This window comes from Winogradskyella aquimaris, from assembly GCF_042676105.1.
Taxonomy (GTDB): domain Bacteria; phylum Bacteroidota; class Bacteroidia; order Flavobacteriales; family Flavobacteriaceae; genus Winogradskyella; species Winogradskyella aquimaris.
Window position 1 is genome coordinate 75,857 of the sequence record NZ_JBHTJQ010000010.1, and the last position, 25,342, is coordinate 101,198.

Annotated in this window: 21 protein-coding genes; 8 read left to right on the plus strand and 13 right to left on the minus strand. The window is 36.0% G+C overall.

Translation table 11 applies throughout. The features are described from left to right. Positions 1-121: 121 nt before the first annotated feature. The gene (pheT, locus tag ACFQ1K_RS08100; RefSeq protein ID WP_320556340.1) at positions 122-2,548 is read right to left on the minus strand and encodes a phenylalanine--tRNA ligase subunit beta; all 2,427 of its coding nucleotides are present in this window, start codon (positions 2,546-2,548) and stop codon (positions 122-124) included. A gap of 116 nt (positions 2,549-2,664) precedes the next feature. Between pheT and ACFQ1K_RS08105 the strand changes: the two genes are divergently transcribed. Then, on the plus strand, positions 2,665-3,888 hold the full coding sequence (locus ACFQ1K_RS08105; protein ID WP_320556339.1) for a peroxiredoxin family protein: 1,224 nt from the start codon (positions 2,665-2,667) through the stop codon (positions 3,886-3,888). Position 3,889: 1 nt separating this feature from the next. On the opposite strand, the gene ACFQ1K_RS08110 is transcribed toward ACFQ1K_RS08105, so the two are convergent. Genes ACFQ1K_RS08110 through ACFQ1K_RS08120 form a run of 3 tightly spaced genes read right to left on the minus strand, consistent with a single transcriptional unit; the run spans position 3,890 to position 5,768 of the window. Further along, positions 3,890-4,438 carry a hypothetical protein gene (locus ACFQ1K_RS08110; RefSeq protein ID WP_320556338.1) on the minus strand — a complete coding sequence of 183 codons (549 nt, stop codon included), beginning with the start codon at positions 4,436-4,438 and terminating at the stop codon, positions 3,890-3,892. After that, positions 4,428-4,919: an RNA polymerase sigma factor gene (locus ACFQ1K_RS08115; protein ID WP_320556337.1), complete on the minus strand. Its 492-nt coding sequence runs from the start codon at positions 4,917-4,919 to the stop codon at positions 4,428-4,430. The genes ACFQ1K_RS08110 and ACFQ1K_RS08115 overlap by 11 nt, the downstream gene beginning before the upstream one ends. Next, positions 4,920-5,768, minus strand: coding sequence for an alpha/beta fold hydrolase (locus ACFQ1K_RS08120; protein ID WP_320556336.1), 849 nt, complete (start codon positions 5,766-5,768; stop codon positions 4,920-4,922). 176 nt (positions 5,769-5,944) lie between these two features. Here ACFQ1K_RS08120 and ACFQ1K_RS08125 point away from each other — a divergent pair, with 176 nt between their 5' ends. After that, on the plus strand, positions 5,945-6,703 hold the full coding sequence (locus ACFQ1K_RS08125; protein WP_320556335.1) for a DUF481 domain-containing protein: 759 nt from the start codon (positions 5,945-5,947) through the stop codon (positions 6,701-6,703). A gap of 93 nt (positions 6,704-6,796) precedes the next feature. Here ACFQ1K_RS08125 and ACFQ1K_RS08130 read toward each other — a convergent pair whose 3' ends face one another. The 4 genes from ACFQ1K_RS08130 to recG form a co-directional block, all read right to left on the minus strand. Next, positions 6,797-6,991, minus strand: coding sequence for a cold-shock protein (locus ACFQ1K_RS08130; RefSeq protein ID WP_320556334.1), 195 nt, complete (start codon positions 6,989-6,991; stop codon positions 6,797-6,799). Positions 6,992-7,362: 371 nt separating this feature from the next. Then, entirely contained in the window at positions 7,363-7,974 is a 612-nt protein-coding gene (locus ACFQ1K_RS08135; RefSeq protein WP_320556333.1) for a hypothetical protein, read from the minus strand. 57 nt (positions 7,975-8,031) lie between these two features. Further along, positions 8,032-9,417 (minus strand): short-chain fatty acid transporter, encoded by a 1,386-nt coding sequence (locus ACFQ1K_RS08140; RefSeq protein WP_320556332.1) that lies wholly within the window; start codon positions 9,415-9,417, stop codon positions 8,032-8,034. Positions 9,418-9,720: 303 nt separating this feature from the next. Beyond that, positions 9,721-11,823 (minus strand): ATP-dependent DNA helicase RecG, encoded by a 2,103-nt coding sequence (gene recG / locus ACFQ1K_RS08145; RefSeq protein WP_320556331.1) that lies wholly within the window; start codon positions 11,821-11,823, stop codon positions 9,721-9,723. Between the two features lie 79 nt (positions 11,824-11,902). Between recG and ACFQ1K_RS08150 the strand changes: the two genes are divergently transcribed. Beyond that, entirely contained in the window at positions 11,903-13,867 is a 1,965-nt protein-coding gene (locus ACFQ1K_RS08150; protein WP_320556330.1) for a M1 family metallopeptidase, read from the plus strand. Continuing rightward, positions 13,867-14,757 carry a patatin-like phospholipase family protein gene (locus ACFQ1K_RS08155; RefSeq protein ID WP_320556329.1) on the plus strand — a complete coding sequence of 297 codons (891 nt, stop codon included), beginning with the start codon at positions 13,867-13,869 and terminating at the stop codon, positions 14,755-14,757. Before ACFQ1K_RS08150 ends, ACFQ1K_RS08155 begins: the two co-directional genes overlap by 1 nt. Positions 14,758-14,788: 31 nt before the next feature. Here the strand turns inward: ACFQ1K_RS08155 and ACFQ1K_RS08160 are convergent, their stop codons facing one another. Further along, entirely contained in the window at positions 14,789-15,307 is a 519-nt protein-coding gene (locus ACFQ1K_RS08160; protein ID WP_320556328.1) for a DUF7935 family protein, read from the minus strand. 37 nt (positions 15,308-15,344) lie between these two features. After that, complete coding sequence (locus ACFQ1K_RS08165) at positions 15,345-16,910, minus strand: FMN-binding glutamate synthase family protein (RefSeq protein ID WP_320556327.1); 1,566 nt, start codon at positions 16,908-16,910, stop codon at positions 15,345-15,347. Between the two features lie 138 nt (positions 16,911-17,048). Between ACFQ1K_RS08165 and ACFQ1K_RS08170 the strand changes: the two genes are divergently transcribed. After that, positions 17,049-19,376, plus strand: a complete 2,328-nt coding sequence (locus ACFQ1K_RS08170; protein WP_320556326.1) for an ATP-dependent helicase — start codon at positions 17,049-17,051, stop codon at positions 19,374-19,376. Here the strand turns inward: ACFQ1K_RS08170 and ACFQ1K_RS08175 are convergent, their stop codons facing one another. Both ACFQ1K_RS08175 and ACFQ1K_RS08180 read right to left on the minus strand, forming a co-directional pair. Further along, positions 19,377-20,276 (minus strand): hypothetical protein, encoded by a 900-nt coding sequence (locus tag ACFQ1K_RS08175; protein WP_320556325.1) that lies wholly within the window; start codon positions 20,274-20,276, stop codon positions 19,377-19,379. Positions 20,277-20,314: 38 nt separating this feature from the next. After that, entirely contained in the window at positions 20,315-21,289 is a 975-nt protein-coding gene (locus ACFQ1K_RS08180; protein ID WP_320556324.1) for a hypothetical protein, read from the minus strand. Positions 21,290-21,373: 84 nt separating this feature from the next. Between ACFQ1K_RS08180 and ACFQ1K_RS08185 the strand changes: the two genes are divergently transcribed. Beyond that, on the plus strand, positions 21,374-21,994 hold the full coding sequence (locus tag ACFQ1K_RS08185; protein ID WP_320556323.1) for an L-threonylcarbamoyladenylate synthase: 621 nt from the start codon (positions 21,374-21,376) through the stop codon (positions 21,992-21,994). Between the two features lie 75 nt (positions 21,995-22,069). Here the strand turns inward: ACFQ1K_RS08185 and ACFQ1K_RS08190 are convergent, their stop codons facing one another. Next, entirely contained in the window at positions 22,070-23,281 is a 1,212-nt protein-coding gene (locus ACFQ1K_RS08190; RefSeq protein WP_320556322.1) for a multidrug effflux MFS transporter, read from the minus strand. 72 nt (positions 23,282-23,353) lie between these two features. Here ACFQ1K_RS08190 and ACFQ1K_RS08195 point away from each other — a divergent pair, with 72 nt between their 5' ends. Next, the gene (locus tag ACFQ1K_RS08195; RefSeq protein WP_320556321.1) at positions 23,354-23,800 is read left to right on the plus strand and encodes a DinB family protein; all 447 of its coding nucleotides are present in this window, start codon (positions 23,354-23,356) and stop codon (positions 23,798-23,800) included. A 267-nt stretch (positions 23,801-24,067) separates the two neighbouring features. Continuing rightward, on the plus strand, positions 24,068-25,342 hold the full coding sequence (locus ACFQ1K_RS08200; protein WP_320556320.1) for a ribonucleotide-diphosphate reductase subunit beta: 1,275 nt from the start codon (positions 24,068-24,070) through the stop codon (positions 25,340-25,342).

A 25,342-nucleotide genomic window follows, 5' to 3' on the forward strand; every position in this document is an offset into this window, starting at 1 on the left:
TTTGTTAAAAATAAAAAAAGCAATACTGAAAAATGTAAATAAAATGATAATGTTTTAAAGAAAAAGCCATATCAATTTTAAGATTAATATGGCTCTGATTTTATAATGATATTCTAGTTGATTATCTCAACTCAGCACCAAGTTTAGATTCAAAGTTGGATTGCAACTTAGACATTATTTTATCTATCTGCTTATCCGTCAATGTTTTGTTTTCATCTTGCAAAGTGAAACTCACGGCATAACTCTTTTTACCAGCAGGCAGGTTTTTCCCTTCGTAAACATCAAACAAATTAATATTTCTAAGTAATTGCTTTTCGGTTTGTTTAGCAATGGTATAAATGTCCTCAAAGGTAACTTGATTATCTAGCAAGAGTGCAAAATCCCTGCGTACTTCAGGATACTTAGGTATAGCTGTAAATTTAATGGAATTGTGTTTTGCCATATCTAAAACATTATCCCAATTAAAATCAGCAAATAAAACAGGTTGAGCAATTCCAAAATGTTTAAGTACCGATTTTTTGACTAACCCAAATTCAACGAGTTTTTTCTTTCCAAGAGATAGGCTCATACCTTCGCTTAGGATATCAGTTTTATGAGGACTAGACTTTAATTTATTCAACCCCAAACGTTCTAAAATAGCCTCAATAGTACCTTTTAAATAAAAGAAATCACTCGGTGATGTTTGTGAGTTCCAGCGTTCTTGGGTTTTATTACCTGTAACAAAAAGTGCCAAATGCTTAAACTCTTCTCTGCTTTCAGAATACTGATGATATGTTTTTCCAAATTCAAACAACTTTAAATCGTAGCGCCTACGGTTAATGTTATGAGCTATAGCCTCTAACCCTGAGAATAACATCGATTGACGCATTACTTCTAAATCCGTACTCAGAGGATTTAACATTTTTACGTTGTGCGTTGCGTCTAATTGCTCACTTAATTCAACATATTTCGGTGTTGTGAGGGAATTTGCCATGATCTCAAAAAACCCTTGAGCAGCTAATTGGTTACCAATGATATTTTGAAGTTTATAATCTTCAAAACGTGTAGAATTAGAAATTGAAGCGTTGAGCTTTTCGGTAGTGCCAATATTATTATAACCATAAACCCTGAGGATTTCTTCAATAACATCCGCTTCTCGCTGTACATCATTTCTGTAGGCCGGTATAGTTAACCCTAAACCAGCTTCAGTAACATTATTAACCTTGATTTCTAAAGAGGTTAAAATACTTTTAATCGTCTCTTTTGGGATTTCTTCTCCAATTAATTTCTTGGCGTTCTCAAAACTGAGACGAACTTCGTAATCCTTAAATTTATTAGGATAAGCATCAGAAATGTCACTTGTTATTTCGCCTCCAGCAATTTCAGTGATTAATAGTGCTGCACGCTTTAACGCATATTCTGTAATATTTGGATCGATACCTCTTTCAAACCTAAAGGACGCATCTGTGTTAAGTCCGTGACGCTTTGCCGTTTTTCTAATACTCACTGGATCAAAATAGGCGCTTTCTAAAAACAGATTGGTTGTTCCTTCGGTCACACCAGAGTCGATACCTCCAAACACACCTGCGATACACATTGGTTTTTCGGCATCGCAAATCATTAAATCATCCTCGTGTAATTCTCTTTCAACCTCATCTAAGGTTGTGAATTTTGTTCCAGCTTTGCACGTCTTTACCTCAACTTTATGCCCTGAAATTTTATTGGCATCAAAGGCGTGTAATGGTTGTCCTAATTCATGAAGTACGTAGTTGGTAATATCTACAATGTTATTGATAGGAGACAATCCAATAGCTTTAAGACGGTTTTGTAACCAATTGGGAGACGGCCCTACCTTAACTCCAGAAATAGTAACACCACAATAGCGCGGACATTTCTCTTTATCTTTAACATCAACATCAACTTTGAGCGATCTCGTATCTACATGATAAGACATCACCGATGGTGTAATAAGTTCTAGTGATTTCTCTTTTTGAAGAAGACCAGCTCTCAAATCGCGAGCCACTCCATAATGGCTCATAGCATCCGCTCGGTTTGGTGTTAGGCCAATTTCAAAAACCTCATCATTTTCTACTTCAAAAATTTCAGCAACAGGAGTGCCTACTTTTAAGTCGGCATTCAACACCATAATACCATCGTGGGATTCACCAAGACCAATTTCATCCTCAGCGCAAATCATTCCTTGGCTTTCTTCGCCTCTGATTTTTCCCTTTTTAATTGTCCAGGCTTCGTCCTCAGCGGTATAAAGTGTTGTGCCAATAGTGGCTACAGGGACTTTTTGTCCAGCAGCGACGTTTGGTGCACCACAAACAATTTGTACGGGTTCTTTCTCGCCAATATCTACAGTCGTTAATTTAAGTCGGTCTGCATTAGGGTGCTGCACACAAGTTAATACTTCACCTACAATAATACCTTTTAATCCACCTTTAACGGATTCATAGGTTTCTATACCTTCAATTTCTAGTCCAAGATCTGTAAGTAATTCACCTGTTTTCTCGGCATCCCAATCTATCTTTATAAACTGTTTTAACCAGTTGTATGAAATCTTCATAATGTCAGTTCAATGAAGGCACAAAGATAATAATACTTGTATGTTAATGAAATGAATATGCTTTTTTATGTAAGGGATTTGTTGTTATTTCGAACTTTATAAAAACTCAATTTGTAATGCGATATATTTTTGGACTTTTGTTCTTAGGCCTACTAATTTCTTGTAAAAATGATACGAAAGACAATAATAAGCTAGAATTAGAAACGTATAGAGCATGGTTGCCCATTCAGGACAATCAGGAAATTCCTTTTATATTTAAGGTCGAATCCAATAGCTTGTTAAAGATTTTCAATGCGGAAGAAACTATTGTTGTGGATGAAATTGAATACAAAGGAGATTCCGTTTATATTAATCTTCCAGTATTTAAAGATTATTTGGTGGCTAAAATTACCAAGGAAAATAATTTGATTGGTTATTATGTAAGCCCTGATAGAAACCGAAAAGTGCCATTTCGCGCGACCTATAATGATTCCATCAGATTTGGAACGGGGACAGGTGCGGCCTACAATATTGAGGGTGTATGGGAAACCGTTTTTAGCAAGGGTATTGAAGGTGATGAGTATATAGCTAAAGGTGTTTTTAGACAACGAGATGATGGTAAGGTTACAGGGACTTTTAGAACTACAACAGGGGATTATCGTTATTTGGAAGGTGTATTAGATGGTACAAGATTAAAACTTTCAACCTTTGATGGAGCTCATGCTTTTTATTTTACAGCTAAAGTTACCGATAGTACAATGGAAGGCACATTTTATTCTGGGAACCACTGGAAAGAGCCTTTTGTAGCTAAGCGTAACGAGAATTATGAGTTGCCAAGCGCAAATACACTAACCTATTTAAAAGACGGTTATGATAGTTTAGATTTTGTATTTCCTAATACTTCAGATGAGTTGGTAGGTCTTAAAGACGATCGCTTTAAAGATAAGGTTATTGTAGTTCAAATTATGGGAACTTGGTGTCCTAATTGTTTGGATGAAAGTAAATACTATGCTGACTTTTATAAGAGCAACAAAGACAAGGATTTAGAATTTATTGCTTTAGCCTTTGAATATGCGAAGGATAAGAAAACCGCTTTTAGTCGTATAGATAGGCTACAAAGTAAAATAGGTATTGAATATCCAATACTTTTGGCACAATACGGTGATGCAGACAAATCCCTGGCACAAGAAAAGTTACCTATGCTTAATCATATTTTGTCATATCCTACTTCAATTTTTATTGATAAAAAAGGCAATGTAAGAAAGATACATACAGGTTTTAACGGCCCAGCAACCGGTGATAAATACATAGCCTTCAAAAATGAATTTGAAAGCTTTATAGCCGAGTTGCTGAGTGAATAATTTAATGGTGTTTCAATTTATCTAAAAACCGTAGTTCTTTCCGAATGCTGTATATGATTATTCCAATAATCACGGTAATCGACCCGAATCCTGAAATCAAACAATAGAGGTAAAAGCCTTCAGAAAACTCACGCTTAAAATAAGGCAAGAGCAAGTAAAAACCATAAATATAGGTCGCTAAGCAAATTGGTGTTATTACGTAATGCACCCATAGACGCAATTCATAATGCTTCTTAAGGTAATTCTTGTAAGACTTGCTGTCTAAGGAAATGAGTTTGCTTTCTTTTAGGTGAATCGTTGTGAGTTCCAAAACAATTCTAAAGACCAAGCTAGAAATCATTAACAAGAGACCTAGAGTGAAATTGTTCCAGTGTTTTGGTGAGACAAAAATGGTGTAACCAATCAGTATGATCACCGTTAAACTCATAATCAACACAGACCAATATTGTCTTCTACGTTGTTTTTTGGCTTTACCTATAACGGTTTTAGGGTCAATAATAGCCTTATCATTTTGGCTGCTCCATATGGTGTTTAATATATCATTCTCCATTTGTAATACATTTTAAAAGTGATTTTCGTATACGGCTTAATCGTGTTCTTAACGTACCGTGGGCTAATCCAACCGTTTCTGCAATAGTAGTTTGTGGTACATCTTCCAATTCTAAAAGGATTAAAGTCTTATTTTGTTCTGTGAGTTGATCGATACAATTGTACATCTTTTTAAGTCTGGATTCTTGTTTTTGGATTTCATCGTCACTCTCATTGTCTTTTAAAATAGCTTCATTTATTGGAATATTCTTCTTGGCCTTGCGCAAATCACTTAAGCAGGTGTTCACCGCTATTCTATAAATCCAAGTATCAACTGAAGCCCTTCCTTTAAATGATTTTCTATGATTCCACACTTTAATAAAGGTTTCCTGAAGCCACTCATTGGCGAGATCTTGATTACCAGAAGCATAACCCATACATAGCCTTCGTATTTTTGGTGCATGCGTATGGTATAACGCTGTAAAGTCTTCTTCTTTAATCATTTATTGATTTGATAAAATCGTTTTGATGGTCCTCAAAAACCATTCAGGTTGGTCTAACATCACAAAATGTGCAGCATCTTCCGCTAAAATAAAATTATAATCCTTCAGATTGGCGTATTGGTCTTGGTAGTTCTTCGTGACCACCTCTTTTCCAAATGGTTGAGGAGCTGCAATAATCGTTGTTGGTATGTTTATATTTTTTAAATCTTCCCTAAGGTCTAGTTTTAAATAATCTGTGTAACCATAGACATAAGTTTTCCGATCAGAGGTCATGATCCATTTTTTAATGTCCTCTTGAGCTTCTTTGTTCATGCTCATGCCTTGCGACATCATGGTGGCCATTTGTTCAAACTGAGCGTCATCCATGGCCAATTGTTGATTGTTATATGGGCTATCATACGCCAAGTTGTCTGGATTAAAATCTGGAATCATTAAAGCTCCTGCAGCAGGCAGTGCATCTACAATAATGATGTTAGACACTTTTGAATTTTCCCTACAGGCCAACCATGTGGCAATAGTGCCGCCAAGGCTATGACCAATTATAGTTGCATTTTCCAAATTGTTCTTAGAGATGTAGTTCTGTAGGGCGTCGTTTACCTTTGGTAACCAAGGAAATCCAATAGGTGCCTTACCACCAAAACCTGCTAAAGTGACTACATGGCATTCATAAGTCTTCTCTAATTCTTTAACTACAGGATTCCAAACCTCACCAGGAACTGTAAATCCAGGAATGAAAATAATGGGATTGCCATTACCAGAAACTTCTACATGGATAGGTTTAGGGGCTTGCTCTGTAGTAAAGGTCCAAGAGAAAAATGTTGAAAGGATTAATAGTGCAATAGTTTTCATGTTTTTTATGTTTTAATTTCCCTTTAGATGTCGTTATCGTAAAATGTTACATCAAAACCGTTGGAATTTTTATTTCAGAAAACGTTATCGTAGATTTTTAGGTGTCTTCGCGCTTAAAAGTGCATAAATAAATATCTTCGCGTTTTCTATAGAAGTATAATCTCATGATGCTAGAAATGAAAAGGACGTTATATCTTTTATTGCTATTTCCAATTTTGCTTTCAGGACAAATTAATGAAAGCGATTCGTTAAAGGTGAAAGCCGATCTGTCGCTTACCGGTTTTTGGCAAGGTGGGAATGTCGAAACTTTGATTTTTAGAGCCAAGTCAGGGGTCACTTATAAACCTTTGGAAAAATGGGTGGTTAAAACCCAAAATTCTTATGTGTATCAGGAATTTGGAAAAGAAAAAGCTGATGCGGACTTTTTGAGCCTCAACTTTCTTTACTTTAATCCCGAAAGAAAGATCTACCCCCAACTTTTAGGCTTTTTTAGTACCAATTTTAGACGTGAAATCAATGCTCGTTCGTTACTGGGTGGTGGTGTTACGGTACAGTTGTATAAGAAAGAAAAAAACTGGTTAAAATTTTCATTGACTAGTGAATACGAGCAAACCAATTTTAAGAATACCGATTTTAATCTAGACGAGTACGATGGCAAAGATGAAATTGATACTTGGCGTGGGACGGTTTGGGTCAGTGGTAAGTACTATTTGTTCAAAGACAAGGTGATTTTAAGTCATGAAAGTTATTTTCAACCGTCTTTGGAAGAAAGCAATAATTATCGTTGGCAAGCCGATTTCGGAATGGAATTCCCAATCTGGAAATTCCTCAACTTTAAAATAAATTATCTACGGACCTACGAGAGTATTGTGATTGAGGGCCAAAAGCGTGAAGACCAGTTTTTAACTTTTGGGTTTACGTTGAAGAGTTATTGAGACTCACAAATTCAAGCTCAGATATGGATATAAAAAAAGATTGTCCAACAAGACAATCTTTTTATAATTAACTAAGAGTTAAAATGGTTTGTATTACCAAACAACTTCAACATCAATAGCATTTAATCCTTTTTTTCCTTGCTCTGTTTTAAACTGAACTTTGTCGTCTTCTTTGATGTTATCAATTAATCCTGTAGAGTGAACGAAAATATCCTCGTTAGAATCTTTTGAAGTGATAAAACCAAATCCTTTGGCGTTGTTGAAAAATTTTACTGTGCCTTCTTGCATCTTACTTGTATTTTAATGTTAAAAAAATTTGTTTGTTCAAGAATAGGGTATTCGTTTAGACTTTCATGAAAGGCCATAAAAAGCTCTTCGAAAGTTTTTTGAGTCTTAAAAAATAAAGTAGTGATAAAATAAAGAAGGAAAGAAGAGCTGAGCTCTTAAACTGCAATTACTGTATATTACCTTAATATTAAAAGGTGTTCTATCTTGAACGGGACAAACATACGCTATTTATTGTTATAAAACTGATAATTAGCAAAAAACATTCGATTTATTTTAATTTATCATTTAAAAATATGGCGTTTAAGACCAAAAACGCAAAGGGTAGTTTTTAGTTATTGGGATGGGGTAGAAGGGGTTTTTAAACTAAATTATTAATGATAATTTTTTAATTTAAGTTTATATCCATTTGGTATAAAAACATCGTGATCAGATTTTTCAATTAGTATTTCCAGCAGTTTTTCTAAATCCTCAGGTTTATAATCTTTTATATTTATTGAGACTTCAGATTTAGTTCTAAAATGAAGGTTTAGATTATTTGTAAATCGGTTAAAATCTATTTTTATGAGTTCATTTACATTGCGTACTTCTACCCAACGATTCTTTAAAATGAGGGTATTGTCTTTAATGTATATTCTATTAGGTTTCAGTTTTTTATAAACAAACCAAAATATCAGTTCAGTCAAGGTGGCAATCCAGAATAAAGAAATAAGATAAATTATATCTCTATCACCTTCCCAAGGCCATAACAATAATGTCATAAAAACAGAGTAAAGCAGATTAAAAATATCAATGTGCTTTCGTTGACTTCTTATTTTAAAGTCTGCAACATATTCCTTTTTTAAGGTGTTGTATTCCCATAATATGAATATCGCAAAACATAAAATGACTAATGATATATTTAATATGTGAGGTAACTTGAATTCAAATAATTGACCTATAAAAAGGATAGCCATTAAAGTAAGTATGGTAATAAAATATCTCATGTTGCGTGTTTTAAATTGTGAGATTGAATTAACGATTGCTTATCGCAATTAAAAAAACTACAATGGCAAATACGTCACCATCAACGCCTGTATTACAAACAACACCACAAACGGGATAAACAAATAGCCTACCACATCCCTCGCTTGTATCTTAATGCCTTTACCCATAACTGGGAAGACAATCAGCAAAAAGAAGGGTTGCAGTAAATTGCTAAGACTTTCGCCATAGGCCACAGCCATAGAGGCTCTGGCAGTCATTGCCGTGACGTCAGTAGGTGACCCAAGGCCTTTCACCATATTAATAATACTTGGACCTATAACGGCAAATTCACCTCCAGCTGAGGGTATGGCAAAGTTGATGACTCCTCCCGTTACATAAGCAATGAAGGCATAGCTTTCTGGTGTGGCAATAGATACCAAAACATGGCTAATTTTCTCACCCAAACCAGAGGCCAGCATTATACCCATAATACCCGCGTAAAATGGATATTGAAACAGTACTCCAGAAATATTGCTGCTGGCACGTTTCATGGCGATGCTGTAGCGCATAGGAGTCATATGCAAGAACATTCCAGCCACAAAAAAGATAAAAATCATAATGTTGAAATTGAGGTCAAAACCCTTGGTGGTAAAGTGGTGGATAATGTAAATCAGTCCTAAAATGGCTACGGTAATCTGTAGCCAGCCAGCATTATTTAAACTGTCGGACAAGGCTTTGTAAGGCAATTTATACGAATGGGCTTCCTCTTTAACAGAGCTTTCCTCTTCGTCTATGGAGGTCTGTAAGTCTTTTAATTCCTTGCCTTCATGTGATTTTGGAATGAGCAGCCATATCAAGATTGGTGACAGCACCACAAACAGTAAAATCATAACCATATTAAGTGTTGATCCTAGGCTATAACTGGTGGAAATAGTATCGTTTAAAATACCTTTTTGTATTAAAAAATTGTTTTCGGTATTCAATAATAGTGCAATCGAACTCGATAGTCCACAGACCCAACCATTAAAAGAAAAATATACACAAGCTACCAAAAAAGGGTAGTGGATCCCTTTAATTCGTAGGGCCAGCTCACGGCCTAAAATAGCTGTAACTACCACCATCCCGAAGCTAATTAATGATAACAGCGCACCAAATGCTATGATAATTAAGTACACCTGTGTTGGTGTTTTTATGAATTTGGAAATATAGTCTATGCCTTTTTTTACGGGAGAGGATTGCGCAATGCAGTAGGCCGTTATAATGATGAGTACAATTTGCATCCCAAAAGCTAGAAGATCCCAAAAACCGTTATACCAACCTGCTAATATATCTATGGGTTCACTTTCAGTAAATGCCAGTGCCAAAACACCTGTAATTATAGTTAATAAAAGGGCAAACACATACGCACTTGGCATGTATTTGGTAAAACCGTCTGTAAATTTCTGGCCGAGTTTGGTGAGCATAGTTATATTAGTTAGTGCATCTAATATAATGGATTTGTAGAAATTATCTTTTAATACTTCTATGCTCTTAATAATACGTTAATTAACAATTGGTTACTGTTCTTTAACAAGTCGCTAACAGGCTTGCTTTTAAAATCGGTCTACCTTGAACGTACATTCATCAGCAAAACACGTTTGGTTATGTTTTGAAAGGTCTGGTTGTAGTTGGTGCCAGGCCTTTTTTTTTTTTAATACAAAGTATCATCCTGAAATCCTATCTACCAGCAAGCAGGTGTTTTAGGATTATTTTGAAACTAAAATCAATTAACTAATATAATTCCAAATATTTCGATACTTGCTCATTTGTCGGTAGGTGTTCAAAATAACCTTGTGTTCTGGCAAGGCCAGACTAGGGTCGAGATTTAAAACAGATTTAGCATGGTATCTGGCACGTTCTAGAATATCCTTGTCCTTTACAATATCTGCAATCCGAAGATTGAGAACACCACTTTGTTGCGTGCCCATGATATCACCTGGTCCACGAAGTTTTAGATCGACTTCAGCAATTTCAAAGCCATCGCTAGAGCGGACCATGGTTTCTAATCGGGTTTTACTATCGTTACTCAACTTATGGCCTGTCATTAAAATACAATAGCTCTGCTCAGCACCACGGCCAACACGACCTCTAAGCTGGTGTAACTGTGATAAACCAAAGCGTTCGGCACTTTCTATGACCATTACAGACGCATTGGGAACATTAACACCAACCTCAATGACGGTTGTAGCCACCATGATATTCGTTTTGCCATCAGCAAAGCGTTGCATTTCATAATCCTTGTCTTCGGCTTTCATTTTACCGTGTACAATGGAGATTTGATAATCAGGAGTAGGAAATTCTCTAGCAATGCTTTCATAACCATCCATTAGATCTTTATAATCCATGGTTTCGCTTTCTTGAATTAAAGGATAGACCACATAGATTTGACGACCTTTTGCGATTTCGTCTTTCATGAATCGAAAAACTTTTAGCCGATTATTGTCATAACGATGTACCGTTTTTATCGGTTTTCTACCAGCAGGTAGTTCGTCTATAATGGAGATATCCAAGTCGCCATAAACAGACATGGCTAAAGTTCTTGGAATTGGAGTCGCGGTCATGACCAATACATTTGGAGGTAACTCATTTTTATGCCATAATTTGGATCGTTGTTTCACTCCAAAGCGATGCTGCTCATCAATAATAGCGAGCCCTAAATTTTTAAATTTCACCTTATCTTCAAGAAGGGCATGTGTTCCAACTAGGATCTGTAAATTGCCATTTTCGAGATTTTCATGAATAATCTTGCGTTCTGAAGTTTTACTTGAACCTGTAAGTAATGAAATACTGATATTCAATTTATTACACCATTCATATAAACTGTTATAGTGTTGAACTGACAAAATTTCAGTCGGAGCCATTAAGCAGCATTGAAAACCATTGTCAAGTCCCATGAGCATTGACATGAACGCTACTATGGTCTTTCCGGAGCCCACATCTCCTTGTAAAAGTCGGTTCATCTGTGCATTGCTTCCTAAGTCGGCCCTAATTTCTTTAAGAACGCGTTTCTGTGCGTTGGTTAAATCAAATGGTAAATGCTCATTAAAAAAGGTGTTAAAATAGTCTCCAACTTTTTCAAAAACAAAGCCCTTAATTTTTGACTTATGGATTAAATTTTTCAGAATCAGTTGTAATTGAATGTAAAATAATTCTTCAAATTTTAATCGAAATTGAGCTCTTGCAAGAAGCTCTGGAGACTTTGGGAAATGCACATTAAAAAGTGCGTCGGATTTTGATAATAATTTTAATTCGCCTCTGATGGAATCGGGTAAGGTCTCGGCAAATTTTCCTTTGGTTTCCAAAAACAACTGCTGCATGATTTTGCTAATCACACGATTGGTAATGCCTTTGTTGGATAATTTTTCGGTAGATGGATAAATGGCTTGCATAGCAGAACGCAGGTTTTTTTCGTGTTCTGATAGCAATTCCAATTCTGGGTGTGGCATACTAAACGTACCATTAAACCAGTTGGTTTTACCAAAAATCACATAAGGCTGACCGATTTTAAGGCTTTCTCTTATCCATTTTTGCCCTCTAAACCATACAAGTTCCATCATGCCGGTATCGTCCCTGAAATCGGCTACTAAGCGCTTACCGCGCTTTTGTGCAACTTCCCTAAATGCGGTTATTTTTCCAACGACTTGTATTTCTGCACTATTGCGCTGTAATTCATTGATTTTGTAATATTTAGTACGGTCTATATAGCGATTCGGAAACAGATTGATTAAATCCTGATAGGTGTGAATGCCCAACTCTGAGCGCAATAAATCGGCTCGGTTAGGACCAACTCCTTTGAGGTAATCGATAGGTGTTTGTAAGTTCACACTCATAGGGCGAATTTAAATGATTTCTATAAAAGTTGTAGGATTAGATTTGTATTTTGGCGTTATCCTTGTGTAGATTTATGCTATGAAAAAAATTCTTGTTGTTTTATTTCTTTTTCAAATCAGCTTTTGTGCTGGTCAACAGACCCAATATGTGGATTTTTTAAGTTTGGAAGCATCGATTGGGCTTGAGCCTGATTCCTCTTCAGTTTATGGGGCCGGAGTTTTTAAATTTATGATTTTGAAGCCTATTGACTCCGTGTTTATTGATGCCAAAGGATTTAAATTGGATATGGCTATACCAGAAAGGGTTAATAATGGTTTGAAGTATTCTTATGATGGAAGTAAAATTTGGTTAAAAGGAAATTTTGCTAAGGATTCTATTTATAATTTCCATTTTGAATATGAAGCGACCCCAAAAAAAGCACTTTACTTCGTTAATAAAAATGGCGAATCGCAAATCTGGACCCAAGGTCAAGGAAAATATACCAGTAATTGGCTGCCAAGTCTCGATGACGTCAATGACAAAATAGAATTTGATTTATCCATAACCTATGATAAGGACTATGAAGTTGTAGCAAACGGTAAGCTAACGAAGAAACAAACCAACGACTCAACGATTGTATGGCGTTACGATATGCAAAAACCTATGTCAAGCTATTTGGTTGCGTTGGTTGTTGGTAAATACAACAAAAAAACAGAAACTTCTAAAAGTGGTATTCCGCTTGAATATTATTACTATCCAGAAGATTCTTTAAAGGTAGAGCCTACTTATCGTTACTCTAAGGAGATGTTTGATTTTTTAGAGGAAGAGATTGGGTTTGCGTATCCATGGCAAAACTATAAACAAGTACCAGTACACGATTTTTTATATGCTGGTATGGAAAATACGAGCTGTACAATTTTTTCAGATGCTTTTATGGTAGATGATATAGGTTTTAATGACAAAAACTATGTCAATGTAAATGCGCACGAATTAGCGCACCAATGGTTTGGTGATTTGTTAACCGCAACATCTGGTGAGCATCATTGGTTGCAAGAGGGCTTCGCAACGTATTATGCCTTATTGGCTGAGCGTGAAATTTTTGGTGATAATCATTATTATTTTAAGCTATATGAATCTGCCGTAGATTTAGGTCGTCAGGATTTGTCTGGTAAAGGAACATCGCTTCTGAATCCGAAATCAAGTAGTTTAACGTTTTATCAGCGTGGAGCTTGGGTGCTTCATACATTGCGCAGTTTGGTTGGTGACGTCCCTTTTAAACAAGCTGTGAAAGCCTATTTAGAAAATCATCAGTTTGCAACGGTAGAAACTTCAGACTTTATCAAAGAAGTAGAGTGGTATTATGGTAAACCCTTGAATGCCTTTGTCAATGTTTGGATAAAGCAAAAGGACTTTCCCGTAGATGCTGCTTTTGGTTTGTTGCAGGAGCAATCTACGTTTATTAATGAATACCTAATGGTAGATTGTGAGGCTAAAACATCAAAATGTAAAGACTATTTAAGATACTATGCTTCTGATGATGCCAAGGTGAAAGTGATTTCGCAGGTGCCAGAACTCGTTACCAAAGATACCTTTAAGCAAGGTTTAAAAGTTAGACAGGCGATTTCGCAATATGTTAGGCAAGTCCCAATGGGATTAAAGGAGGACTATGAATCCTTGTTAGACGATAAATCGTACATTACCATCGAGAATGCATTGTATAATCTTTGGACAACGTTTCCTGAAGAGCGAGCAAAATACTTGTCCAAAACTAGAAATGTGGTCGGTTTTAATGATAAGAATGTGCGTTTGCTCTGGATTGCTTTAAATTTAAACACTCCGTTTTACCAGGCGGATAGCAAGCAAGAGCTATTTGAGGAACTCGTAAGCTACACAGACGAACATTACAATGCAGATTTACGGATGAATGCTTTTAACTACTTAAATCTAATGAATGCGTGCAACGACATCTGTAAATCCAATCTCAAAAAAGCATCATCCCATCATAACTGGAGAATGGTTAAGTTTGCAAAGGACATGTTAGAAAAATTAGAAAACAAACAATAATGCGAGCATTAGTCATTTCAGGAGGAGGGAGTAAAGGCGCTTTTGCTGGTGGTGTTGCCCAATACCTTATGCAACGTCAAAAGCGTGAGTATGATATGTTTCTGGGCACCTCTACGGGAAGCTTGTTGGTGCCGCATTTGGCGTTAAATAAAATTGACAAAATCTATAATATTTTTACTAATGTACAGCAGCAGGATATTTTTAGTGTGAGTCCTTTTGTACAGCGTAAAAAAGGAGATCGTGAATATGTATCTATCGATTTTGTGAATTCGTTGTGGCAATTCGTTAAAATGAAAAGAACCTTTGGTGAAAGTAAAGCGCTTCGGCGAAACATAAAACGGAACTTCACTCGAGAAGAATATGAAGAAATAAAGGCTATAAGGCATGACGTGGTTGTAACGGTTTCAAACTTATCCATGAACCGTGTAGAATATAAATCGATTAACGATTGCACTTACGAAGAGTTTTGCAATTGGATTTGGATTTCGTGCAATTACATTCCGTTTATGTCTTTGGCAAAGGTAGATGGTTATGAATATGCTGATGGTGGATTGGGCTGTGTGATTCCCATTAGAGAAGCTATATTACGAGGAGCAACGGAAGTTGATGCTATTGTTCTTGAAGCTGAAAACCTAGGGAAACAACGCGTGTTGGGTAAAAATCCATTCTCCTTAATGATGAATTTATTTGGGCATTTGCTCGATCAAGTCGAGCGAAATGATATTGTCATTGGTCAGCTTGCGGCAAAAAACAGGAATGTTAAGCTAAACCTGTATTACACGCCTACAAGTTTAACGGAAAACTCTTTGATTTTTAGTAAGCGATTAATGGAAAAATGGTGGCAACAAGGTTTTAACTATGCTGAAAAAAAACATATTGAATTAACCTAAAGCTTTGGTTAATAGTTGAGCTGGTCATTCTTTACCATAACTCCCTAACTTCTTCTTTTATAAACGAAAGGGCTGCATTGCTAGGTGCAGGTTTGTCCATGAGTTCCGTTAAAACAACCTCACGTAATTTATCGGCACTGTCTGTTTTTTCGTTCATATTCGCTTTGCGAATAAGTTGAATAGTAGCATTTTTTGCAGCCATAATAATGCTCCAGCATTGGTCAGTAACATAGACTTGTTGGGTTAAATTATGCTCAAACTCTTGTTCAATTGTTGCTACAAGTAAATTTTCATAATCCTCTTTATTTGATGAAGTTGGATTGATTCTTGTTAACAGTTTTTGTGGTTTTATACGTTCTAAGAAAAGCGACATACGTTCATAGGCTTGAAGCCTTAATGGAAATGATTCTTTTTTTAAATCTCTTTTGATTAAAAAGTGACGTCTGTTATTTTCATTATCAATATGTTCTCTAAAAAAAAGAAAAGCAATGGCTCCAGTCACCAAGGCTGGTATTGTGTACATTAATAAATTAAGAAGTTGTTGCTCCATGGGTGTTGTCTAGTAATTTGTATTTAGAAACTTATAGTTAGATATTATTTTTTATACCGCCAAGATAAACACATTCTTTTAAATCTTGCATGCTTTTAAAAGTAACTGGTGTTTTTTCGTAATTGAAGGTATTTTTAAATGCTTTTGTAAGGTTATGGTCATCAACATTCATTTCAATATCACCCATATTAAATTGGCAAGGATGCTCATAACCTGCAGCGTGTGTAATCTCTATCAATTCTTTTCTAAAGGTTTTGAAGTATTGTGCCAGTCGTTCTGATTTCAAAGGGACATCAATGCCATTTTGAAGCCATTTCTTCTGTGTGGCTATTCCGGCTGGACAACGATTTGTATGGCAAATCTGTGCTTGGATACAACCGATACTCATCATTGCTTCTCGTGCAACGTTGATACAATCCGCTCCCATGGCAAAAGCCATTGCTGCTTTAGCCGGAAAACCAAGTTTACCACTGCCAATAAAGACAATACGATCTGTAAGATTGTGTTTTTGAAATAGTTTGTAAACATCACTAAACCCATAAATCCAAGGTAAGGATACATGGTCTGCAAAACTTGGTGGTGCAGCACCAGTTCCACCTTCGCCACCATCAATGGTGATAAAATCAGGACCACGATTATCACGTTCCATAATTTGTGCAAGTTCTTCCCATTGGTCCAATTTACCAATGGCTGCTTTAATACCAACAGGTAAACCTGTAGCTTCGGCAATCTCCTCGATAAAATCAACTAATTCTGGTATGGTTGAAAAGGCCGAATGGTTGGGTGGTGATAAGACTGTTTTACCCACTTCCACGCCTCTGATTTCAGCAATTTCCTTAGTAATTTTCTTTCCAGGAAGCACACCACCTTTACCAGGTTTGGCACCTTGTGATAGTTTTATTTCAATCGCTCTTATAAATGGATTGTCTTCAACTAATTTGACCATTTTTTCCATCGAAAAGTTACCATCCTTGGCCCTAACACCAAAGTAACCCGTACCGAAATGAAAAATAACATCACCACCATGACGGTGATAGGGAGATAAGCCACCTTCACCTGTATTGTGGTAAGCATTGGCAAGCTTCACTCCCTTGTTCAGGGATTCGATGGCTTTCGCAGATAATGACCCAAAACTCATGGCGGACACATTGATTATGGAAGCTGGACGGTAAGGTCGTTTACGTTTGTTGTAAGCTCCCATAACCTTGGCACAAGGAACAAAAGTTTTATCAAGAGCATTAGGATGATTTTTTTCAACCTTATAGGGTATCATTGCGTTATTAATGAAAATATGCTGATAGGCGTAAATGTCCCTGTCCGTTCCAAAGCCCTCGTAGTTATTTTCCTTTTTTGCAGAAGCATAAATCCAGCTACGCTCAATGCGATTAAAAGGTAATTCTTCCCTATTGTTAGCAACAAAATATTGGCGCATCTCCGGACCAATACTTTCTAGGAGGTAACGCAAATGACCTACGATTGGAAAATTGTGACTAATGGTGTGTTTGCGTTGAAAAAAGATGTCTCTTATTGCGACAATTAGCAAAGCAATAATAATCCATAACCACCAGGGAATATTGCTGAAGAATTCTAGTGTGGCATCCATTATCAGAAATTAAAATTTGCACTAAGATATTGAAAATAGATCATATCAAACTCTTGATATTTTGTTTATAATTTATGGGTTTTTGCTATGGAAAAACATATGACTATACGTATTTTCACGGTTTGAAAAAATGAAGTCTTGGAACAATACCTCAGTCAACTTAACGAAGCACAGTTAGCACCAACATTGCAGAAAGACGGTCCAATGATTGTTATTGCAGGAGCTGGTTCTGGTAAAACCCGTGTGCTTACGTATCGCATAGCTTATTTAATGAGTCAGGGAGTAGATGCCTTTAATATTTTGGCATTAACCTTTACCAATAAAGCAGCACGCGAAATGAAAGGCAGAATTGCAGCTATTGTTGGTGATAGTGAGGCTAAGAACCTTTGGATGGGAACTTTTCACTCGGTTTTTGCTAAAATTCTACGGTTTGAAGGGCATCATTTAGGCTTTCCAAGTAACTTCACCATTTACGATACACAAGATGCGCAAAAATTAATAGGTTCTATCATTAAGGAAATGGGGCTGGATAAAGACATCTATAAAACCAAACAGGTATACAGTCGTATTTCATCATATAAGAATAGTTTAATTACCGTAAAGGCCTACTTTAGAAATCCTGAACTAATGGAAGCTGATGCCATGGCGCGACGACCAAAAATGGGAGAGATCTACAAAGAGTATGTAGAGCGTTGTTTTAAGGCTGGTGCCATGGATTTTGATGACTTGTTATTAAGAACTAACGAGCTTTTAACACGCTTTCCGGCTGTTTTAGCACAGTATCAAGATCGTTTTAGGTATATATTAGTAGATGAGTATCAGGATACCAACCACTCACAATATCTTATTGTTAGGGCTTTGTCTGATCGTTTTCAGAATATTTGTGTCGTAGGTGACGATGCACAGAGTATCTATGCGTTCCGTGGGGCCAACATAAATAATATTCTGAATTTTCAGAAGGATTATGACGATGTCAATGTTTACCGGTTAGAGCAAAATTACCGATCTACCAAAATGATTGTTGGCGCAGCTAATTCGGTAATAGAGCATAATAAAACCAAACTCGATAAAATCGTTTGGACAGCAAACGATGTTGGTGAAAAGGTGATTGTGCACCGTTCTATGACTGATGCAGATGAAGGCCGTTATGTAGCCAGTACTATTTGGGAAACCAAAATGAATCAACAATTACAAAATAGTGATTTTGCAGTACTTTACAGAACGAATGCACAATCGCGTGCTATTGAGGATGCCTTAAGAAAGCGCGATATTCCCTATAGGATTTATGGTGGGTTATCGTTCTATCAGCGCAAGGAAATTAAAGATGTTACGGCCTATTTACGTTTGATTTTAAATACCTCGGACGAAGAAGCCTTAAAACGTGTTATTAATTATCCTGCACGTGGTATTGGTCAGACAACTGTAGATCGATTGGTAGTAGCCGCAAATGCCACAGGAAAGACCATTTATGATATCATGGCGGATATTGATAACGTAATTATAAATATCAATAATGGGACTAAAAATAAGCTTAAGGATTTTGTAACCTTAATTGAAAGCTACAAGGTAATGAATCAAAATGCGAATGCTTTTGAACTTGCCGAGCATGTTGCTAAGACTAGTGGGTTAATACGTGAGCTGGGTAAAGATGGCACGCCAGAAGGTGTAACCAAATTGGATAATGTTCAGGAATTGCTCAACGGTATAAAGGACTTTGTTGAAGGTCAAGTAGAAGTTGCGGACAGTACTGGGTCTTTGGCGGAATTTTTAGAAGATATTACGTTGGCCACTGATTTGGATGGCGACAAGGGAGATCCTAATCACGTGGCTCTAATGACCATTCATCTCGCTAAAGGTTTGGAGTTTCCGCACGTATTTATCGTGGGCATGGAGGAAGATTTATTTCCGAGTGCGATGAGTATGAATACCAGAAGTGAGCTCGAAGAAGAACGACGTCTATTCTATGTGGCCTTAACGCGTGCCGAAAAGCAAGCCTATCTTACTTATACGGTGTCGCGTTATCGATGGGGAAAATTAATCGATGCTGAGCCTAGCCGATTTATAGAAGAAATTGACAATAAGTTTATTAACATCACCACACCGTTAAAAGAGCAACGCTTTAACCCAATGTTAGATGCCTCTATATTTGGAGATATTGAGCCTAATAAAGTTCGTTTTTCAAAACCAAAATCACCAAAATTCAAAAAGAAGGAGACAAAAAAACCAGAGAATTTTCAAATTAGTACACCAAAAAAGCTAAAACCAGTAAGTCAAACCAACACTGGTTCTAATCTTTTTGACACCAAATTAACTGTTGGCAACGTAGTAAACCATCAAAGGTTTGGTAGGGGTGAAGTCCTAAAAATTGAAGGTGCTGGTGGTGATTTAAAAGCAGAAATTAAATTTGAAAATGGTGATACTAAAAAACTTTTGCTTCGTTTTGCCAAATTGGAGATTATAAGCTAATCATTTTACCATACAAACGGAATTGATATGGCCTTCATCGTCGTATTCCTTTACTGAATTTTCGGGATCTGTAATCCACGTTCCATCCACAATAAATTTATAATGATGCTTTCCGCCAGATAATTTCTCAGTATATACCCAACAGTTATCAACTTTAGTCATTTTATAATCATCTTCTGACCAATCATTAAAATCACCACTAAGAATAACGGATTTGGCCTCTAGGTAATCACAAAGTTTAAATGTGACGTTTTTTTTAATATCGATGACAGAGTTATAGCCTCCAAACTCATTTTCAATTTTTGAGGGATTATTAGGGTCAGTAATCCATAAGTCCTTGTCTATAATGAATTTGTACTGATAAATATCAGGTTTGAGCTGTAATGTGACTTCCCATCCAAAATCTGTGGGTTTCATTTTAAAACCTGTTTCATCCCAACGATTAAAAGTGCCACTGAGCATTACTACTTCTGCATCTTTGTAGCCTTTGAGTTTAAAGGTGACATTGCCATAATCCGTTGCAAAGGCACTATAGAGTTTAAGATTATAAGTCATTAACTTATGGCCATTGTAGTCTCTGGCATCTACTATGTTTTCGAAATCATCTGAAGGTTCAGCCCAATGAATACCGTTGACGATAAACTTAAATTCCCAATCAAAATCCGAAGTAAATGTAGAAAGGTCTTTTCGTAACTCATAAACAGTTTCGTTAATCTTGTTCATTTTCCATTCGTCTTTAGCCCAATTATTAAATTCTCCAGAAACACAGACATAATCTATTGGATCTCCATTGTATTTAATGTTAGGATAGTCGTTGACATCAAAAACAAAAATGACGGTATCACCTTCGATTTTATAACCCTTGCTATTTTGTGCATTTAAGCTGGTGGTTAGAAACAAAAGGCCGATTAGCGACAATATTTTGAATTGTTTTAATCTCAAGGCGAAACTATTGGATTAGCAAAAAAATACAGCTTTTTCTTTTTGTAATTAATAATTGTTCTTTTTTGTAAGAAGAATTCAAAACCCAGCACACCGTCTAAATGCGCACCAAAAGCAGCATTCATTTTTCTCAAATTGGCAAGAACGGTTTTCATAGGTCCAAAATAAATAGAATCACTCAGTTTAACACTATACAATTTTCCTGCCAAAACTTTCTTCTTATTACCGCTGGCACCTGTTAGTTTTAATTCTTTGTTAGGATAAAAGTAATTTAAAATTTCCGAATCGAGAGTTTCATTAAGTTGGTTATATTCAGCAGCTGTATCTAAACCAAATTTCACTGCTTTTTCACCTACATAGGCCTCTAGGATAATCGTATGTTTCTTTAGAGTAAAATCTATACTATCCATAATGGTTTCTGCATACACCTTATCGGATACCTTATTGCCCTCATTGTCTATTTTGGTTAAGGTTAACTGGTTAAGGTGCATATCTATAAAGATTTCAAAATCCTTAAGAACACTATAACCAATAATTCCCAGTAATTTAATCTTTTTGGTGCGTTCTATATGTGACAGATCTATGACGTCGGCATTCAGTTTTTTGAGGTTAATGTCATTAATACTGAGTAGGTTTAGGTATTTTTCTTTTACGTCTTCAATATGGTCGTTCACTCCACTTTTTTGCTGACCTTCAATGCCGTATTGGCGTGTAGGCTTAAAATGAGCACTATTTAAAATAAGGGTTTCAGAGCCAGTATCTAAAATAAAATCACCAACTTCATTAAGAATATCTACCTCAACAACAATAAGTTGGTCTATTACTTTAAATGGAATACGAGTGGTAGAGGCATTGACAAACTCTGCTTTGGTAAAATTAAATGGAGGAACATCCTTCAAGGAGTTCCTTTCGCTTGCAAAAATAGTTGCAGAGATTAAGAGCGTGATTATGATTTTGATTGATTGATGCATACTATATAGACTGTTTGACATAAAAAATGTTACGACCTCAAAAAAGATTATCATTTTTTTAGCATTTATGCGTATCTTTAAATTATGGCAAAATTCATTAAGATATATCCAGAAAATCCTAATCCAAAGGCGATTGAAAGTGTTGTTGAGGTCTTAAAGAGTGGTGGTTTGGTAATTTACCCCACCGATACGGTTTATGGTTTGGGCTGCGATATTACTAATCTAAAGGCCATGGAACGCGTCGCCCAGATTAAAGGGGTGAAGCTTGAAAAATCCAATTTCTCCTTTGTTTGTGAGGATTTGAGTAATCTTAGTGATTATGTAAAACAAATTGACACATCTACCTTTAAGATTCTTAAACGGGCGCTGCCAGGTCCATACACATTTATTCTACCTGGTTCTAAAAGCTTACCAAGTCCATTTAAAAAACGAAAAACTGTTGGGATAAGAGTGCCAGATAATAGTATTGCTTTGGCATTGGTAAATGCCTTAGGTAATCCCATTATTTCAACCTCTATAAGAGATGAAGATGATATCATTGAGTATACCACAGATCCTGAGCTCATTCTTGAGAAATGGGATCATTTGGTTGATGTGGTAATTGATGGTGGCTATGGTGGCAATGAAGCCTCTACCATCATAGATCTTTCTGACGATACACCTGAAGTCGTGAGGGAAGGTAAAGGTAGTTTGGAGATTTTATAGAAAATCTGAATTGAAAACCTCAGACAACAACCCAATTTTAAGCTTATAAAGCTTTGTGAAAATAAAGAAAACACACTAGGCTTTGTCTAATACTCTAGAAATACTTCTGCTGTTTAAATAAAACAAGGTAAGAGAAATTAGTCCACAAACTAAAAATCCAAAAAATAATGGGGTGACGGAATTCACCACAAAACTTCCGATATAATTAGCAATGGGCACTGCCATTACAGTGGATATAAAACCATTTAATGCAGAACCAATTCCGGCTATATGTCCCATAGGTTCCATGGCCAAGGCACGTAGATTACCAAACAAAAATCCTATTGTAAAAAATTGAAGTGCAAAAAATGTAATGAGAATGCCAATACTTGGATTATTACCAGAATTAAACAGCGTAATAAACAATAAGGATATCACTACAAAACTTACCATTGCGGTGTGTACAATATTTTTCATACCAAAACGAATCACCAATTGGCTATTAAGAAACGTAGCTAACCCAACAGAGGTGGCGAGACTGGCAAATATCAGAGGAAACTCTTCGGCAAGGTTGTATTGTTTTTCAAAAATGCGTTGCGATGTGCTAAGATATACCATAAACGATCCAGTAATAAAACCAGACAACAAGGTATAGATCACTGCAGATCTAATTTTAAAAAACTGTAGTGTTCCAGTTTTAAAAATGGCAAGCCTGTAGGGTATGCGATATTTGTCCTTTAGCGTTTCAGGTTGTCTCAGCCAATACCACGTCACCACTATAATTCCAAATATAAGGTTAAAGGTAAATATAGAGGTCCAGTGGTAATGGGTCATTAAAAACTGACCTAAAGTTGGTGCAACCACTGGAACAAGGATAAAAACCATGACCACAATGGATAAAATCTTTGCCATATAATCACCTTCATAAGAGTCTCTTACCATAGCAATACACATGGTTCGTGGTGACGCAAGTGCAACGCCTTGTAGGACTCTTCCAAAAAGCATCATCTCAAAGCTTTTGGTAGTGATACAAATTATTGAAGCTACTATAAAGAGAACAAAACCAATGTAAACAATAGGTTTTCTTCCAAAACTATCTGATAAAGGACCAAAAATAAGTTGGCCAATGCCTAGACCTAAAAAAATAGAGGTAATTAATTTGGGGAGCTCCAGAGGTTCATTTACGCTTAGGTGATTTCCAATTAATGGTAGGGCAGGTAAAACAGCATCGATAGATAGTGCTACAATAGACATTAATGATGCCATTAACACTACAAATTCAAACTGAGATCGCTTTTGTTTTTCCATGGCGCAAAAGTAAACTATTTATTACCTATTTTTGAGAGTAATAGGTTCCATAACTATTAAACCTTTGTTAAGATGCTCACTAAAACACTAGAAACTATTTTTCACAGAGACCTCGATGCTTTAAAACAAGAAATTGAAGCCTATCAAAACGAAGATCGACTTTGGATGGTAACAAAGGATATTTCCAATTCAGCAGGAAATTTATGTCTGCACATCATTGGCAACCTAAATCATTTTATCGGAGCCGTTTTAGGGCATACTGGTTATGCGAGACAACGTGAGTTGGAATTTACCAGAACCCATGTTCCCAAAATTGAGATGATTACTAATATCGAAGCCACAAAAGCTATTGTTGCTAAAGTATTGGCTGACCTAACAACTACAGATCTGGAAAGGGAGTATGAACTTAAAGTTTTTAATAAGCCCATGTCCACGGGCTATTTTTTAGTACATCTTTCTACGCATTTGGCTTATCATTTGGGGCAGATCAATTACCACAGAAGACTTCTGGACAGTTAAGAAATTATTATGGTTTTTCACCTATTTAGTTAAGAACTTTTAATAACTATTTCTTGCTGAATTTCATTAATTAATTTTTAATCAAATTCTAAAAAACGACATTTTTATTGAGGATAATTATGTAAATCGTGGTTTTCTTTGATGTTTATTTAATGTTATCACAATGTTAATAACAGTGTTAAAAAAAATGAATTTTAATGCTGGAAAAAGGGAGGAATAAATTAGATATTTGATCTCGTCCAAATTATTAATCTAAATATTTTCCTCATGCAAATCACACATATTCAAAAGCGGGATTTCTCCACAAAACCATTTCAACTTAGTAAAATTACCAATGCCGTTTTAAAGGCTATGACCGCTCTAGAACATGGAAGTTTAGAAGATGCAGAACGTATTTCTCAAAGTGTTTTAGATGTGTTGCTAAAGCAAAAGGAAAGTGAACCCAAATATGTTCCTACGGTAGAAGAAATCCAAGATGCGGTAGAAAATGCGCTGATGGAAAATTCATTTTTTGATGTGGCTAAAGCCTATATTCTTTACAGAGATGAACAGGCTAGAAAGCGTAAGACCAACATCTTTGAAAAGCGAATAAATCTTAAGCCTTACGAATATCCAGATTTGTATGAATATGTACCTGCTATACGACACTCATATTGGATTCATACGGAATTTAATTTTACCAGTGATATTCAAGATTTTAAAGCAGGATTATCGGATGTAGAACGTAGCGCCATCAAAAATACAATGTTGGCTATTTCTCAAATTGAGGTTGCCGTAAAATCATTTTGGGGTGATATTTATCACAAAATGCCAAAACCAGAGATCGGATCTGTTGGAGCTACATTTGCTGAAAGTGAAGTTAGACACCATGATGCCTACTCTCATTTACTGGAAATTTTAGGCTTAAACAAGGAGTTTAAGGACTTAAAGAAGAAACCCGTCATTATGCGTCGTGTTCAATACTTAGAGAATGCCTTAAAAAATTCTAAGAGTGATGATAACAGAGCTTACGCCGATGCAGTCTTACTGTTCTCACTATTTATAGAACATGTGTCTTTATTTTCACAGTTCCTTATTATCATGGCTTTTAATAAATATAAAAATGTACTAAAAGGTATATCCAATGTCGTAGAGGCTACCTCTAAAGAAGAACAAATTCATGGAGATTTTGGAATTGATATAATTAAGATTATTAAGAATGAAAATCCAGAATGGTTTGATGAAAGTTACAATGAAACTGTACAAGATATGTGTAGAGATGCCTTTGACGCAGAAAGTAAAATCGTAGACTGGATTTTTGAGAAAGGTGAGATTGATTTCCTACCAAAAGCCGTTGTCAACGAATTCCTTAAAAACAGATTTAACAAGTCTTTAGAGAGTATCGGTATTGATTCTATTTTTAATATAGATGAACAACTATTAGCAGAGACCGAATGGTTTGACGATGAAATCATAGGGACCAAACATGGTGATTTCTTCGTGAAACGTTCCATAAACTACAGCAAAAGAACCCAAAGTATAACCAGTGATGACCTTTTTTAA